Here is a 15,849-nt window from a genome sequence, read left to right on the forward strand (position 1 = left end):
CGCTGGATGAATGAAAAAAGTGTCCACCACAGCGTCGACCAGGCCAAGGCAAAACAGACCGCCAAGCCAACCTACAAACCGGCGCCGGACCACCCTTGGAGAGGTCGGGGCAACATCACTCCGGCACCAGCCCAAACACCATAACCACGCATTCTACGGGGGACACTTCTGCTTTGCACAAAAGGGGACTTTTCTGAATTGGGTTGACAAAACGCACACCGACCGCCAATTGCACCTTGTCAATGTACATGGGGTTTTGATGAGTGAGCCAAAATCAATCACGTGTACCCGTCTGTCGGAAGTGATGGGCATCTCGCATGACAGCGTGAACCGTTTCTTGTTGCGGGAGGCGTATGAAGCCCGCGACCTGTTCAACGAAGCGGCACGGCTGCTGAACCTAGTACCGTGCACCAGAAATATTCTGGATAACTTAAGCCATCAGCGGCTTGCCGATGTAGGTCCAGCGAAACGGCTTGGCGAGCGTCTGGTTAAAGAAGGCGATGAAGTCGAGGAGGCGTTGTTTGAGCGCCTGGGAGGACGCAAAGCGCCCACGCCGGAGCCGTCGCCGGGTCAGGATAGCGAACCAAATCTCGACCGGGTTGAGCCAAGCGCAGTGCCTGGGGGTATAGACGAACCGGATACGATGCGAGGGATCCTGGAGAAAGGCGGCCCGAGAGGACATGTTGGCGAGGATTCCCGTCTTTCCCTTGCGGCCAAGTTCGGTGTCGATGGCGCAGCGTTGGGCGATGAATTCCACCAGGCTGGCCGATTGATGGGTGTTGAGCGGATCACAGACGAAGCTCCATTCGCCGTGTGGATCGGTGTCCACGGTGGCGGCGATGTGGGCCACGAAGTCCGCCTCGGTGCGGGTGTCGCCGATGGAGGGAGTGATTATAAGCCCGGTGGCGACCTCGAAATGGGCGATCAGAGTCTGAGTACCGTGGCGTTTGTACGCGAACGCCACGGCCTCGGGATGGCCGGGCTGCATCGGGTGAGACGGGTGGATCGCCTCTATGGCCTGGATGCCGGTTTTTGAGATGAACCCCGTGTTCATGCAACGGCGTTGCCTGATGGTACCGCGTACAGACCGTGCGAACCTCCTGACGGAAGGTAGCCTCATCGGTGATGTGGGGATTGAGCCCGTAGCGGGTGCGATGCGGTTTAAGATCCGCCTGATTTTAAAAAACGACCGATGCTGCTGGCCGAGATTGAGGTCACCATGCCTTGCCACCTATCACTTTTATGGCAAACTTTGAGGATTGGCTGAACTGAGGTCATGGGGGTGGGCATGGGAAGCATCAAACACTTGGCAGAAGAGGTGGAACGTGGACTGCGCAAGGCCGCATCCGGGGCTGCGCCTGACGGTGGTGAGGAAGCTGTCGCTGGTGGTCGGAGCGATGATCGAAGCGCAAACCGCCAACACGGTGGAGTTGGCGAATGTGTTGCCGCTGGAGACCGAGCGCCAAGACATGCGCGAACAGTGGTTGAGACGCTTGCTGAAGAACCCGTTGGTGTGTCCAACCGACATGATCAAGCCGCTGGCGATGGCCGAACTGGCGCAGGCGGCCCGTCACGATCAGACGGTGTGCCTGAGTCTGGATCAAACCGATTTGGGGGATCGGATGGCATTGCGGGTGTTGGCCTTGCGCGTGAGCGAGCGGGCGTTGCCGTTGGTTTGGTGGGCCAGGCAAGGCGCGGCGAACCGTGGCTTTGCGGGCCAGCAAGCCCTCCTGGAGACGGTGTTGGCTTGGCTGCCGGCTGGGGCGCGGGTGCTGCTGTTGGCGGATCGGTTCTACCCATCGGCGGCGCTGTTCGCGTGGTTGCATGCGCACGAATGGGGCTACCGGTTGCGCTTGAAGGGGAATCTGCGGGTGGACACCGGCGTGGCGGAGACCACGACCGGGGATTTGGCCAAGGGTGTGCGGGAAGCGTATTTTCCGGGTGTGCGCCTGTTCGCCTCTGGGGTGGTGACCCACCTGGGAATTGTGCATGACCCGGGGCATCCAGAGCCGTGGATGATTGCCATGGATGCGATTCCGACACGGGCGCGCGTACTGGACTATGCCACGCGCTGGGGCATCGAGCCGATGTTCTCCGACTTCAAGGGGCGAGGATTATTTGGCTTGGGGGATTCGCACCTGCGCCATGCGGATCGTTTGGAACGCCGGGTGTTGATCATGGCCTTGGCGATGTATGGGTGTGTGCGCATTGGGCGCGATCAGGCGTGCCACCCTCCGACCCCGCTCGAAAAAAAACCAAGCACAGGACGATCCGAACCACTGGAGCTTCCGCAAGCTCGCCCGCAGCCTGGTTTCGTGGTTCACACGTGGCTTGCGCTACCTGATGCGCTGTCTGCAAAACGACCTGCCGCTGCCGGCTTTTCGTGCCCGTGAGTAAATTGATAGGTGGTAAGGTCAGCAAAGCTCATCTGATCCATGGGGCAAATACCGATTGATTGACTGATGAGTGAATTATCGCAAAAATGCGGAGTTATTCAGAGCTTCCCTAACGTATATGTGCATGTCAATCTGGCAGTGTCCTTATGAGGCCGTCGCAGTAGGAACGCCAGCTACACGATGCCCCTGTATAGTTCTCGAGGTGCGGTTTTGCCGCATCGGGCTATTCCGCGCAGAGGGTCGTTCTCTCACGCAAGTCCTTAATTTCGCATCCTCTGCATTGTATCAACCGGCATATGAAACGCAATAAGCCTCCAATACCCGCCTGTGAGTCTTTCCGATGTCTGTAAAACCATCTGCCATGGCCTGCGTTTCATATGGATTGGTGGTCCGTGCTGGTGTGGGAATTTCACAGGAACGAGCTATGCCGATGGTTTTTTGGGGCGTTGCCAGTTGGGGTAGCTGTGTTGGCGGGTGCGGCTGAGGCTTAGGCTGTGGTCGGGGGCGTCGCGGGTGATGGTGGAGCCGGCGCCGATGGTGGCCTGTGTGCCGATACATACCGGGGCGATGAGTTGGGTTCCTGAGCCGATGAAGGCGCCATCCTGAATCACGGTGCGGTGTTTAAAGGCGCCGTCGTAGTTGCAGGTGATGGTACCGGCGCCGATGTTGACGGCGCTGCCGATTTCGGCATCGCCTAAGTAGCTGAGGTGATTGGCTTTGCTGCCTTCGCCGAGGAGGGTGTTTTTGACCTCGACGAAATTGCCGATGTGTACCTGTGCGGCGGTGGTGGTGCCGGGCCGCAGTCGCGCAAAGGGGCCAATGATACTGTGGGCACCGATGTGGGCCCCTTCAATCACGCTGTGGGCGCGAATCTCAACGCCCGGCTCCAGCTCACTGTCTTTGATCACGCAGCCCGGACCAATGACAACCCCATCCCCCAGCCTGACCGTGCCTTCCAGCACCACATTGACATCTATGCAGACATCCTGTCCGGCCAGCACCTGTCCGCGAATATCAAGGCGGGCGGGGTCACGCAGGCTCACCCCGGCGCGCATCAGGCGGGCGGCTTGCTGGTGTTGGTAGATGCGCTCCAGTTGGGCCAGTTGCAGGCGGTCGTTGACGCCTAAAAACTGCTCACTGTGCGTCGCCACCAAGGCTGCCGGGTTGGCTTGATCGGCTACGGCCAGGGCCAGGCAGTCGGTGAGATAATATTCTCCCTGGGCATTGGCGCAGTCGATGCGCGCCAGCCAGTCCCGCAGCGCCTCACTGCGGGCGGCCATGAAGCCGGTGTTGACCTCGGTAATGGCGCGTTCCTCGGGGCTGGCGTCTTTGTCTTCGACAATGCGGCAGGGGCGTCCCTGAGCATCGCGCACGATGCGCCCATAACCGCCGGGCTGCGCCAGGTGCATACTTTGTAATACCAGGGCATGACGTTGCAGCTCTTCCACCAGCAGGCTCAAACTCTCCGGGCTGACCAGCGGCACATCGCCATATAGCACCACCACCCGCTCACCATCCCGAATTAACGGCATCGCCTGGGCTACCGCATGGGCGGTGCCGCGCTGTTCGGCCTGCAATACCCATTGCACCACGCCATTGCTCTGCGTATGGTCAGGCCCAGGCCCGTCGGCAAAGTAGGCGCGCACGGCCTCGGCACCGTGCCCATGCACCACGATGATTTGTGCCGGGTGCAGGCGCTGCGCCCGTTCCAGCACATGCGCCAGTAGGGGCTGACCGCCAAGAGGATGCAGGACTTTAGGCAGATGCGAGCGCATCCGCGTCCCCTGACCGGCGGCCAGGATGATGACATTGAGCGGGGTGGGGGTGTGCATCATTGCTCCAGGCGACGGTATTTCATGCGGTGGGGCTGATCGGCGGCACTGCCCAGGCGTTTGTGGCGTTCTTCTTCATATTCGGTGTAATTGCCATCAAAAAACACCAGATTGCCATCTTCCTCAAAGGCGAGAATGTGGGTGGCAATACGATCCAAAAACCAGCGATCGTGCGAGATCACCACCGCAGAACCGGGGAAATCCAGCAGGGCTTCTTCCAGGGCACGCAGGGTTTCTACGTCCAGGTCATTGGTGGGTTCGTCGAGCAGCAAGACATTGCCGCCGCTTTTGAGCAGCTTGGCCAGATGCACGCGGTTGCGCTCACCGCCGGAGAGATCCTGCATGCGCTTTTGCTGGTCACTGCCCTTGAAATTAAAGCGCCCCACATAGGCCCGCGAGGGCATCTGATAAGTGCCAACCTGGATGATGTCCTGGGCGTTGGAGATTTCTTCCCAGACAGTTTTTTCATTGCTTAAGGCATCGCGGCTTTGATCCACATAGGCCAGCTGCACCGTCTCGCCGATGCTGATCTCGCCGCTATCGGGCTGTTCCTGGCCGACAATCATGCGAAACAGGGTGGATTTACCCGCGCCATTGGGGCCGATGACGCCGACAATGGCACCGCGTGGAATCGCGCAGGAGAAGTTTTCATACAGGAGGCGATCTCCGTAGGATTTGCTGATGTTGTTAATCTCAATGACCTTATCTCCCAGACGCGGGCCGGGTGGAATGTAGATTTCCTTGGTTTCGCTGCGCTGCTGATAGCTGGGCGAAGAAAGCTCCTCAAAGCGTTTGAGGCGCGCCTTGCTCTTGGTGCCGCGTCCCTTGGGATTGGAGCGCACCCATTCCAGTTCCGCCTCCATGGTTTTGCGGCGGGCGCTTTCCTGCTTTTCTTCCATCTGCAGGCGCTTTTCTTTTTGCTCCAGCCACGAGGAATAATTGCCTTCCCAGGGAATGCCATGCCCGCGATCCAGCTCCAGAATCCAGCCCGCGACGTTATCGAGAAAATAGCGGTCGTGGGTCACGGCCACCACGGTGCCGGGGAATTCCTGCAAAAACTGCTCAAGCCAGGCCACGCTTTCGGCATCCAGATGGTTGGTCGGCTCGTCTAAAATCAGCATATCCGGGGCCGAGAGCAACAGCCGACACAATGCCACGCGGCGACGTTCGCCGCCGGAGAGCTTGCTGACATCGGCCTCCCACGGCGGCAGGCGCAAGGCATCGGCGGCAACGTCCAGCTTGCGCTCCAGCTCCCAGGCACCGGCAGCGTCGATCTTGTCTTGCAATTCGCCCTGTTCGGCCATCAGTTTTTCAAAATCGGCATCCGGTTCCGCAAAGGCATCGGAGATGGCGTTGAAGCGATCCAGCAGGGCCTTGATCTCCTGAATGCCCTCTTCTACATTGCCGCGCACGTCTTTGGCCGGGTCTAGTTGCGGTTCTTGCGACAAAAAGCCGATTTTTATCCCCGGTTGCGGACGCGCCTCACCGACAATCTCGGTGTCCACGCCAGCCATGATGCGCAGCAGAGTAGATTTGCCCGCGCCGTTATAGCCCAATACGCCAATCTTGGCGCCGGGGAAGAAGTTGAGCGAGATGTTTTTCAAAATCTCTTTTTTCGGGGGGACAACCTTGCCCACCCCTTGCATGGTGTAGATATATTGAGCCATGTAAGGAACCTGCGTTAAAAAATCGTTGAAAATATAGGATGGTGGCGGGTTGGTCTGCCTTAGCGCCGGGCCGCCACGCACTGGGCATAAACTGCCAGCGTCTGTTGGGCAGTGTGTGGCACTGACCAGCGGGTGGCATAGTCACGCGCCTCGTGAGAAAGCCGCTCCCGCAGCGCCCGATCTTGCAGCAGCGTTAAGACCTGCCGGGCAAAATCGGCCTCATCGTCCTGGGCCACTAAGGCCCCCAGACCCGGTTCGAGAATATCCCGCGTTCCCATGATCGACAAGGCGACCACCGGCACGCCAGCGGCCATCGATTCAAGCAGCACCAGTCCTTGGGTTTCGGTGCGCGAGGCAAAAATAAACACATCCCCGGCAGCATAACAATCGGCCAGACGGGTGCGCCGGTCCAGATAGCCCAGAAAGCGGATGTTATCGTTAAGCCCAAGCGTGGCCGCCAGCTGTTTGATATGCGCTAGCGCCGGGCCTTCACCGGTCAGCAATAACATCACATCAGGCTGCTGGGCCTTGATGCGCTGCACGACCCGCAGCAAAAAATCCACGTTCTTTTCATGGGCGATGCGCCCCACATGCGTCAATACCGGGGTATGCGGGGCAATCCCCAGCGACTGACGAAAGGCCTGACCATCCCCGTGAGCAAAGAGTTCAAGCGGAATGCCGGTGGGAATCACATGCTGCGGGGTGGCTACGCCATAATTTTGCAACACCGTCTGCATGGCCCGGGAGGGTACAATCACCGCATTCACGGCATTGCACTGTCCGCGTGAAAACTGCCGCGCCAGGGCGCGCATCCACGCATCGGGAACCAGCGGCAGGTAGTGAAACAGATACTCCTCAAAATAGGTGTGATAAGACTCCACGCAAGGAATATCCAGACGGCGCGCCAGCTTCAGGCCCAGATAGTGCGCCAGAAAAGGGGTCTGAATGTGCAGGATGTCATAGCCCTCTGCTGCCAGGGTGGGCGCCAAGGCCAGCACCTCGCGGTATTTGAGCATCCGGTCTTCCGGGTCAAATGGCACCCGGCGCGAGGACACGCGGATGATGGCGGCATCGTCATCATAGGGCGCCAGATACTGCGGTGCAATCAGGGTCAACTGATGCCCTGCGGCCTCAAAGGCCTGTTTAAAGGTGGCAATGGATGTCGAAACCCCGTTGATGCGCGGGAAATAGACATCCGTAATCATTAGAATTTTCATCGATGCGTGGCTTGACCTGAACAATCGCCCCCAGTGGGCGCAGCGATTGTACCGAAAGCCCGGCGTGGCGTGCATGGGATTTTTGCGCAGCCCACGCAGGCGATGCGCTCAGGCCAACCGCACCCGCCAACATCAAAAATCGTAGCGCACCCCGGCGGCAAACACCTCGCCGCCCTCAGCAGCCCACGCGGTTTCCTTGGCGCCGCCGCGTTTTTCGGTCAAGGCCGCTGTGTGTTCTTCATAATAGTATTCGGCAAACAGCAGCAAGGCTGGAGTCAGCTGGTGATCAAGGCCTAAATGCACGATGTCTTCGCCGTAGTTTTCGACATTCGCCAGCATCAGCTTGACGGTGGTGTTGCCCAGGGTATAACCGGCATAAAGATTCATGGCGCGGTCCCCATCGGCCCCATAGCCCTGCGCAATGGTGCTGTCATGCCATTCGTATTTGGCCCCAAGGTACAGATCACCCCAGGTTTGCGCCAGCGATGCCCCATAAATGCGGCTATCTGTCTCGCCCTGCAGATCATCCAGCCCCACCGCTACCACGGTATCCGCCACGCGATAACTGGCGGTCACTTGCCAGCGGTCATCGCCGTCCTGACCATTGCGCTCGCTCCAGCCCAATGCAACGTTAAAGCCGCCCATATCCGGGCTGTAATAGCTGATGCTGTCGCCTTGGCGAAAGGTGGTGTAGGTGGCAAAGCCACTGTAATAGCTGCTGAACATATCCACCGGGTAGGCAATGGCGTTATAGTAAGGCATCCACATCTGTCCATAGGCCAGCGTGCCAAAACCGCCACGCAGTCCGATATGCGCCACCCGCACATCCTGTTCTTGATCCCAGGGGTCTTGTACCGCCAGATTGGCCAGATCCAGGGGCAATTCCAGTTGACCAAAGGCAGTGATGTCATGCCCCAAGGGATATTCTGCATTAAACCCAAGGCGTGAATAGGCGTCGCGCAGCCCGGTGTAGGACTCCAGGGCCTCGGTATTATCCGGCTGCACGGCCTCGGCATGAATCCGTGCCGAGCCGTAATAGTTAATGGTTAAACCCTGGGCCACACTCAAGGTCGGAGTAAGCAGCAAGGCGGCTGTTAAAAGCGTCTGTTGGCGTGTAGGCATCGGCGATAAACATCCGTTAAAGGTGAGTGAATCGATGGCGCAGCGGTGCATGATGCACACAAAAACTGACCGCCACCGGCTTGGCCATTTAAAATACCCACATTGCGCACCGCCTGCAAACGGCCAAAGCCACGTCCTTGGCCATCATTCACGGGTTTTTCAAGCGGCATCAAGATGATGCCGCCACAGATTCCATCGAGTTTTTTGAGAACCAAACCATGCCTTCTTACACCCATGATGTCCTGATTATCGGCAGTGGGGCTGCCGGTCTGAGCCTGGCCTTACGGCTTCCCGCAAATTTGCGCGTTGCCGTGGTCAGCAAAGGCCCCCTCAGTGAAGGCAGCACCCTCTATGCCCAAGGCGGAATTTCTGCCGTGCTGGATCAGCGCGACTCGCTCAATGCCCATGTGGCAGACACTCTTGATGCTGGCGGCGGCTTGTGCAATGAGGCTGCGGTGCGCTTTACCGTGGAACATGGCCCGGCCAACATCAACTGGCTGCTGGAACTGGGTGTGCCCTTTACCCGCGAAAGTGATGCCAGCCAGCCCTCACGCCTGCATCTGACCCGCGAAGGCGGGCACAGCCACCGCCGCGTCGTCCATGCCGCCGATGCCACCGGCCGCGCCATTGAAGATGCCTTACTGGAAAGCACCCAAAGGGCGCCAAATATCGAATTATTCGAGCAGCATATTGCCGTGGATCTGATCACCACCGCCAAACTGGGATTGCCCGAAAACCGCTGTGTTGGAGCCTATGTGCTGGACCGCGAACATGAGGAAGTGCTGACCTTCAGCGCCCGCTTTGTAGTCCTGGCCACCGGCGGGGCCAGCAAGGTCTATCTGTACACCAGCAACCCTGATACGGCCAGCGGTGATGGCATTGCGATGGCCTGGCGGGCGGGCTGTGAAGTGGCTAATATGGAATTTATGCAGTTTCATCCCACCTGCCTGTATCATCCACAGGCCAAATCCTTCCTCATCTCCGAGGCAGTACGCGGCGAAGGCGGCCAGCTATTGCACGCCGACGGCACACGCTTTATGCACCAGTTTGATGCGCGGGGTGAGCTGGCCCCACGCGATATTGTCGCCCGCGCCATTGACCATGAAATGAAGCGCTTGGGGGCTGACTGTGTGTATCTGGACATCAGCCACCGCTCCGCTGATTTCATCACCCGCCATTTTCCGATGATCTATGAACGTTGCCTCGAATATGGCTTTGACATGACCCAGCAACCGCTCCCGGTAGTTCCGGCAGCGCATTACACCTGCGGCGGCGTGGTCACCGATTTGCACGGCGCCACCTCCATTCCCGGTCTGTATGCGGTCGGCGAGGTCGCCTACACCGGCCTGCATGGCGCCAATCGCATGGCCAGCAACTCCTTGCTGGAATGCCTGGTATTTTCCCAGGCTGCCGCCCAGCATATCAGCCACCTCAGTGACCAAGCCCAGGCAAGCTACACTATTCCCCCCTGGGACGACAGCCGCGTCACCGATTCTGATGAAAATGTCGTGGTGGCGCATAACTGGGACGAACTGCGCCGCTTCATGTGGGATTATGTGGGCATCGTGCGCACCACCAAACGCCTGCAACGCGCCAAGCGTCGCATCGACCTGCTCAAGGCCGAAATCCACGAATATTACAGCAACTTTCACATCACCAACGACCTGATCGAACTGCGCAATCTGGTCATGGTGGCTGAGATCATCGTTTTATGCGCACTCTCGCGCCGGGAAAGCCGTGGCCTGCACTACACCCTGGATCATCCCCATACCGACCCGGCCCTGGATGGCATCCCCACCGTGATTCAAAGCCCGTTTACAGCCGGATAGCCCAGCCCATGCTCTGTATGAAGATATTCCAGCCATGTGTGAACGTTAAGGACGCCATGCGGTCAACATCTACCTCAGGCAGGGATACCTTCCTGCGGTGATTAACCTGCCATGTTTTGGAGATGATGCTCAACATCTGCATGATCATTAGAGTGAATGCGGTGTTTTTGAGGGTCTTGTTAAGAAATCATGTTCGGGTTGATGCGATAGGGAATGTGCCCTCCTGGGCTTCCTGGTATTTTCATTCGGTTTGACTGAATTTTTATGTGGAGTTATATTTTTTTATGAAAAATAACATAGGCGCAAACGATAAGCTGATTCGTATCGTGGTAGGTTTGGTTCTGATTGGCATGGCAGTGATGCAGATCGGTACGCCGTGGACCTGGATTGGGGTGTTGCCTCTGGCCACAGCGCTGATCGGTTTTTGTCCGGCCTATACGCTGCTGGGCATAAATACCTGCGGATCTTCACAAAAAGACGGATAAAAACAGGACGGGCCAAGGGATTTTCCGCTTGGCCCATTGCTTTTCCTGATCCCTGTCTCGCATAGTCATCTCTCGCGCCGTAAAGCGCCCTTTGTCCTTATCTGATCGAGTTTCGCTAACAAACGTTAGCGCGCACCCTCAAGTGAGGATGGGCCGATCCGCCAAAGCCAGATGAATAAACATCTGGCGCTAAGTTCTTGAGTACGCTTTAGGTTTTACATCTGAGACTTGCCCAGATAACCGCAAACCTAAACTTAATTAAAGAACTAGAACAGCCCTTGGTTCTCGGGCTAAGGCCATAGTAGGGTATGCTAAAGCGTATGTAAACCCTATTTCTAACTGAACTTTATAGGAGGGTTTGTCTGCAAATGTTAGCGAATCGAAACCTAGGTGTAAGCTCTCGCAGTAAAAATACTCCCTTTTTAGCCTCAATGTTCCCCCAGGGACTTGCGCAGGGTGTGCGTGATCATGGATTTTTGTTTTTTGTCGGTAATGGGGCGACCCTCCAGGTCGGTGATATAAAAAACGTCGTCGACTTGTTCACCCGCGGTGGCAATTTTGGCGTTGTAGACTTTGACGCCGCATTGGGTAAGGGCTATGCCGATACAGGAGAGCAGGCCGGGGCGGTCAACGGTGGTGATGTTTAATACGGTTTTGTTGTAATGGGTTTTGGGTGAAAAACGGATGTTGGTATCCACTTTGAAGTGGCGCAGGCGTTGCGGGGCGGCGCGCACCACCGGTTTGGGGCCACGTTCGGGGTATCTGACGGCATCTGCCAGGGTATGGCCGATTTCTTCCAGTCGGCTTTCGCAGGAGATGGGGTTGCCGGGGTCTTCGAGGACCAAAAAAGTGTCAAGGGTTTTGCCGCTGCGCGTGGTGATGATGCGTGCATCGACAATATTGAGGCTCAAGCGGGTGATGGCGGTGGTGGCAAGGGCGAACAGATTAGGGTGTTCGTCGGTGTATAAAAAAATCTCGGTACTGCCACGGGCGGTTTCCTGACGCACCAGCACCAAGGGCAGTTGTGTTTGATCATCACCCAGGCGTTGAATGGCAAAGCTGTGCCAGGCAATCTCGTCGGCGGAGTGGCGCAGGAAGTATTCCTCATCAAAATCGCTCCACACCTCAAAGATGGTTTTTTCATCCATGCCGCGCCCTTTGAGCAGTTCGATGGCATGGGCCTGTACCTCGCCGATCAGCTCGTCTTGATCCGGCGGGTTGTCCAGGCCCCGGCGCAGCATTCGCTGGGTGGCGTGATAGAGGCTGATCAGCAGGGAATCTTTCCAGGAGTTCCACAGTTGCGGGTTGGTACCGCGAATGTCGGCGACCGTCAGCAGGTAGAGATAATCCAGGCGCATACTGTTACCCACGCTGACGGCAAAGCGACAGACCACCTCGGGATCGGAGATGTCCTGGCGCTGGGCGGTTAATGACATGAGCAAATGGGCACGCACCAGCCAGGACACCAGGTTGGCATCGTATTGACTCATGCCATGGTGCAGGCAGAAGGCCCGGGCTTCCAGGGCGCCGAGTTCGGAATGATCGCCGCCGCGTCCTTTGGCGATGTCATGAAACAGCGCGGCCAGATAGAGGAGCTCTGGCTTGGGGATGTGTTTGAAAATGCGGTTACACAGGGGTTGTTCGTGTTCATGTGAGGCAATGGCAAAGCGACGCAGATTGCGAATCACAAACAGGGTATGTTCATCCACGGTGTAGATATGGAACAAATCGTATTGCATGCGCCCGACAATCATGCCAAAGGCCGGCAGGTAGGCCGCCAGAATCCCGTAGCGGTTCATGCGCCGCAGTTGATGGGTCAGGCCGCGAGGCTGGCGCAGGATCTCCATAAACAGGGCGCGACAGGCCAGGTCATTGCGAAATTTGTCATTGATCAGGCGGCGATCCATGCGCATCTGGCGAATGGTGGAGGCGCGCACCCCTTGCAATTCGGGATGCTGTGCCAGCAGCAAAAAGGTTTCCAGCAGGGCCGGCGGATAGTGGCGAAAGACCTCTGGGTGGGTGATTTCCAGAAAACCGCGCCGGGCCTGAAAGCGACGGTTAATCGGCACAATCTCGCTGGGATCATCGGCCCGGTGCTCGCCGTCGGTGAGCACAATGGCCTCATAGAAGTGTTGCAGCAGCATTTCATTGAGACGTTCAAGCTCGGTGACGTTACGAAAATAGTGCTGCATGAACTGCTCCACGGCCCGATCATGGCCGCGATCACTAAAGCCCAGCCAGCTTGCCAGGGCCTGCTGATGGCCAAAAACCAGGCGGTCTTCGCGTCGGCCATTTTGCATGTGCAGGGCAAAGCGGACCCGCCATAGATAGTTTTGCCCGTCGATCAGGTCGCGGTATTCCTGTTCGGTCAAAAAACCGTGGGACACCAGTTTATGCAGTTTGCTGGTGCCAAAATGGCGCCGCGCCACCCAGCCGATCATCTGGATATCGCGCAAGCCCCCAGGGCTTTCCTTGAGGTTGGGTTCGAGTCGGTAGGCGGTATCACCAAAGCGGTGATGCCGCGCTTTTTGTTCAGCCAGCTTCACGCTGAAAAAGTCGCGGCTGTTCCAGAGCACCTCGGGGCCGGTGGCTAGATTGAGCTTTTCCAGCAGGCGTACCTGCCCACTGAGCAGGCGCGCCTCCATGATGTTGGTGGCCACGGTGATATCGCGGGCGGCCTCGGTGGCGCATTCATCCAGACTACAGACGTTGTGACCGATCTGCAGGCCGATATCCCATAAAAAGGTGATAAAGGCGACGATGTTTTCGGTCTCGGTGCTGCTAAGCGGGGCATCGTGCAATAGCAACAAGTCAATGTCTGAGCCGGGGTGTAACTCCCCGCGTCCATAGCCGCCCACCGCGATCAGCGCAATTTTGCTCACCTCGCTGAGGTTGAAATGGCTCCAGGCGGCAATCAGCAGGCGGTCAATCATGGCGGCGCGACCATGCACCAGCGCGACCACATCGCAACCATCCTTAAACGCACTTTCCAGGGCGCTGCGAATATCCTGCAACAAGGCTGCATAGTGATCCCGCTCAGGCCCCGCAGCGCGTAAGGCCCGGTAGCGCGCATCCCACTGCAGCCGACTGCTGAGGGCCTCTGGTAAAGCAATCAATGAGAGCATATTCGCTCAACCACGATTATGTGCAAGGGACTTCAACATAGCCCGGTGCATCGCAGATTTGATGGGTTGGCAGGTTCGGCATTGCGTCTCCAGGCCCCAGGATATTTTCCAGATGGGCGCGCATGACCGGCCCAAGTTGCGCCCGTGGGGTAATCGGCGCCATCAGGCTGCTTAAGCGGGTGGGTGCAAGCCCCAGGCGTACCTCGTAGAGCACCATATAGGCCAGCACACGGCGCACATAGTCGCGGGTTTCCGTAAAGGGAATCAGCTCGGCCCAGACGTCTGCCTCCATGCTGCCGTGTTCTGGCAACCAGCTGCGCACCCGTCCTGGGCCGGCATTGTAGGCGGCGGTGGCTAAAATCACATGACCGCCAAAGTTTTGCACGTTGTGGCGCAGATAATAGGTGCCGATGCGGGTGTTAATATCCGGGTCAATCAGATCCAGATCACGATTCAGGGTGACATTGACATGTGAGGCCATGCCACGCCCGGTGGCGGGCATGATCTGCATCAGACCCAAGGCCCCGGCATGGGAACGGGCATCGCGCATAAAGGCGCTTTCCTGACGTGCTACCGCCATGGCCCAGGCAGGGTTGATCTCCTGGGCAGCAGCGGCATCGAGAATGTACTGGCTATAGGCCAAGGGAAAACGCAGTTCAATATCATCAAAGGCGCGGGCGCGGGCCGCAGCAAAAATCGCCCGGTCATGCCAGCCCCATTGTTGCGCCAGGATTGCGGCAGCCTTCAAGCCTTCGGTGTCGAGCTGACCCAGCAGATACTGCCATTCCCGGCGGGCATCCACTTCGCGCCCCAGCGCCAGAAATTCATAGGCACTGCGCACTGCCGGATGGGCGGCAGTACGGGTCATGGTCTGTGTACTGACCTGCAATGCCTCATGCCCGATACGATAGGGGCGGTTGCTGCGTTCTGCAGCCAAAAAGCCAAAGTAGTTGCGTTCCTGGGCAATCTCGACGTACAGGGCCTGCGCCTGCGCGGTTTCGCCGATTTGCTCCAGGGCGCGCGCCTGCCAATAACGCCAGGCGGCATCCTCACGATCTTCCGCCGACATTTTGCCGATAGCCATCGCCACCGTGCGCCAATCACCGGCTGCCAGCGCCGCCCGTGCCTGCCGTCCGCGCAGGGCCGAATCAAAGACCCCTTCGGGTAATTTGGCCAGATACGGCAAAATCGCCGGATCGGCGCGCAGGCTCAAACGCATGGCGATATGCCGCTGTGCGGCAAAGGCATCCTGTGGGGATAAACGCAGCCGTTGCGCCTGTTCGTTATACAGGTTCTGCGCCCGCTGGGCATCACGCCGGGCCAGGCGTTCAAAGGCATGGGCGACAATTTTTCCGGCGATGGGGTGCTGATGGGCTTGCCAGGTGACTTGCGCGAGCTGTTCGGGAGTTTGGTGCAGTGCCAGCCAGCGATCCGCCCACAGTTGATCAGCCTCTGACAGATAACGGCGCAGATAACGGGCAAGATTAGGCTGTCCTGCCTGCAAGGCCAGCTCAAAGCGCTCCCAGACCAGCGCGGTGGTCAGGCGATTATCCGCGCGCCATGCCTGAAAAACCGGATTACACGCGGTGGGCTGAGAGCGGCCCTGTCGCCATAAGTCCTCCACCCCGTCCAGCGCCTGGGCTTGGCGTCCGGTACGCAATAAAGCATGACGGTAATGGCACTGCATACTGGTATCCGCGCCGAGCTCGCGGTAATCCTGTAAAAAATTCTCCCAATCGCCGCGTCCGGCCAGTAGCGCCAACCAGCGGTTGCGCAGATTGAAGGCATGCATGGAACCCTCAAAGCGCGCCAGAAAAGCCCGCACCTCCGCCGCACTGGCTTGAGACAGGCGCGCATCCAGCGCATCATGCAGCAGATAAGGCAGCAAGGGATAATCCTTAAGCGGTTCCAGCAGCGCCTGATAACGCACACTATCACCTCGCGCCTTGGCCCCTTCAGCCTCAATGAACAGCTTACGCTGATTGGCCAGGGGATCAGCCAGCGCAATACCTTGGGCAAACAGCGTGAGCAAAACAATCAATGCAGGCACGAACATACGGCGCACAAATAGGGGACACATCGAAACATACCTCGACTAAAGAGACGAAACAGGCAGACACCATACACCCTCTGTTGAGGGGTCGCCGTCGCCGACGACGAGGTCAGCGTTCATATA

The 15,849-nt window shown here is 58.1% G+C and carries 10 protein-coding genes and 1 pseudogene; 4 read left to right on the forward strand and 7 right to left on the reverse strand.

Going from position 1 to position 15,849, the window contains the following annotated elements; translation table 11 throughout:
- Positions 1-242: 242 nt before the first annotated feature.
- Positions 243-404: pseudogene (locus THISIDRAFT_RS00770) on the forward strand (IS701 family transposase); the annotation flags it as partial.
- A 26-nt stretch (positions 405-430) separates the two neighbouring features.
- On the opposite strand, the gene THISIDRAFT_RS00775 reads toward THISIDRAFT_RS00770, so the two are convergent.
- Positions 431-1,054 carry a transposase gene (locus THISIDRAFT_RS00775; protein WP_006787894.1) on the reverse strand — a complete coding sequence of 208 codons (624 nt, stop codon included), beginning with the start codon at positions 1,052-1,054 and terminating at the stop codon, positions 431-433.
- Between the two features lie 271 nt (positions 1,055-1,325).
- Between THISIDRAFT_RS00775 and THISIDRAFT_RS00780 the strand changes: the two genes are divergently transcribed.
- Positions 1,326-2,393 carry a transposase gene (locus tag THISIDRAFT_RS00780; RefSeq protein WP_006787893.1) on the forward strand — a complete coding sequence of 356 codons (1,068 nt, stop codon included), beginning with the start codon at positions 1,326-1,328 and terminating at the stop codon, positions 2,391-2,393.
- Between the two features lie 425 nt (positions 2,394-2,818).
- Here THISIDRAFT_RS00780 and glmU read toward each other — a convergent pair whose 3' ends face one another.
- The 4 genes from glmU to THISIDRAFT_RS00800 all read right to left on the reverse strand — a co-directional run bounded on the left by glmU (position 2,819) and on the right by THISIDRAFT_RS00800 (position 8,234).
- Positions 2,819-4,228, reverse strand: coding sequence for a bifunctional UDP-N-acetylglucosamine diphosphorylase/glucosamine-1-phosphate N-acetyltransferase GlmU (gene glmU, locus THISIDRAFT_RS00785; RefSeq protein ID WP_006787892.1), 1,410 nt, complete (start codon positions 4,226-4,228; stop codon positions 2,819-2,821).
- Entirely contained in the window at positions 4,228-5,895 is a 1,668-nt protein-coding gene (gene ettA, locus THISIDRAFT_RS00790; RefSeq protein WP_006787891.1) for an energy-dependent translational throttle protein EttA, read from the reverse strand. The genes glmU and ettA overlap by 1 nt, the downstream gene beginning before the upstream one ends.
- 59 nt (positions 5,896-5,954) lie before the next feature.
- Positions 5,955-7,112, reverse strand: coding sequence for a glycosyltransferase (locus tag THISIDRAFT_RS00795; protein ID WP_006787890.1), 1,158 nt, complete (start codon positions 7,110-7,112; stop codon positions 5,955-5,957).
- Positions 7,113-7,244: 132 nt separating this feature from the next.
- On the reverse strand, positions 7,245-8,234 hold the full coding sequence (locus THISIDRAFT_RS00800) for a porin (RefSeq protein WP_006787889.1): 990 nt from the start codon (positions 8,232-8,234) through the stop codon (positions 7,245-7,247).
- Positions 8,235-8,452: 218 nt separating this feature from the next.
- On the opposite strand from THISIDRAFT_RS00800, the gene nadB reads away from it, so the two are divergent.
- Positions 8,453-10,063, forward strand: a complete 1,611-nt coding sequence (nadB, locus tag THISIDRAFT_RS00805) for an L-aspartate oxidase (RefSeq protein ID WP_006787888.1) — start codon at positions 8,453-8,455, stop codon at positions 10,061-10,063.
- 284 nt (positions 10,064-10,347) lie between these two features.
- Entirely contained in the window at positions 10,348-10,548 is a 201-nt protein-coding gene (locus THISIDRAFT_RS00810; RefSeq protein WP_006787887.1) for a YgaP family membrane protein, read from the forward strand.
- A 428-nt stretch (positions 10,549-10,976) separates the two neighbouring features.
- On the opposite strand, the gene glnD is transcribed toward THISIDRAFT_RS00810, so the two are convergent.
- Both glnD and THISIDRAFT_RS00820 read right to left on the reverse strand, forming a co-directional pair.
- Entirely contained in the window at positions 10,977-13,673 is a 2,697-nt protein-coding gene (gene glnD, locus THISIDRAFT_RS00815; protein WP_006787886.1) for a [protein-PII] uridylyltransferase, read from the reverse strand.
- A 16-nt stretch (positions 13,674-13,689) separates the two neighbouring features.
- Positions 13,690-15,753, reverse strand: a complete 2,064-nt coding sequence (locus THISIDRAFT_RS00820; RefSeq protein ID WP_006787885.1) for a transglycosylase SLT domain-containing protein — start codon at positions 15,751-15,753, stop codon at positions 13,690-13,692.
- Positions 15,754-15,849: the final 96 nt, after the last annotated feature.

The sequence above is a fragment of the Thiorhodospira sibirica ATCC 700588 genome (assembly GCF_000227725.2).
In the GTDB taxonomy this organism is placed as follows: domain Bacteria; phylum Pseudomonadota; class Gammaproteobacteria; order Ectothiorhodospirales; family Ectothiorhodospiraceae; genus Thiorhodospira; species Thiorhodospira sibirica.

Excerpts from the sequence above, each read along its gene's own strand:
- glnD (WP_006787886.1), bottom strand. The coding sequence starts at position 13,673 with ATGCTCTCATTGATTGCTTTACCAGAGGCCCTCAGCAGTCGGCTGCAG.
- ettA (WP_006787891.1), bottom strand. The coding sequence starts at position 5,895 with ATGGCTCAATATATCTACACCATGCAAGGGGTGGGCAAGGTTGTCCCC.
- THISIDRAFT_RS00795 (WP_006787890.1), bottom strand. The coding sequence starts at position 7,112 with ATGAAAATTCTAATGATTACGGATGTCTATTTCCCGCGCATCAACGGG.
- THISIDRAFT_RS00810 (WP_006787887.1), top strand. The coding sequence starts at position 10,348 with ATGAAAAATAACATAGGCGCAAACGATAAGCTGATTCGTATCGTGGTA.
- THISIDRAFT_RS00800 (WP_006787889.1), bottom strand. The coding sequence starts at position 8,234 with ATGCCTACACGCCAACAGACGCTTTTAACAGCCGCCTTGCTGCTTACT.
- glmU (WP_006787892.1), bottom strand. The coding sequence starts at position 4,228 with ATGCACACCCCCACCCCGCTCAATGTCATCATCCTGGCCGCCGGTCAG.
- THISIDRAFT_RS00820 (WP_006787885.1), bottom strand. The coding sequence starts at position 15,753 with ATGTGTCCCCTATTTGTGCGCCGTATGTTCGTGCCTGCATTGATTGTT.
- THISIDRAFT_RS00775 (WP_006787894.1), bottom strand. The coding sequence starts at position 1,054 with ATGAACACGGGGTTCATCTCAAAAACCGGCATCCAGGCCATAGAGGCG.
- nadB (WP_006787888.1), top strand. The coding sequence starts at position 8,453 with ATGCCTTCTTACACCCATGATGTCCTGATTATCGGCAGTGGGGCTGCC.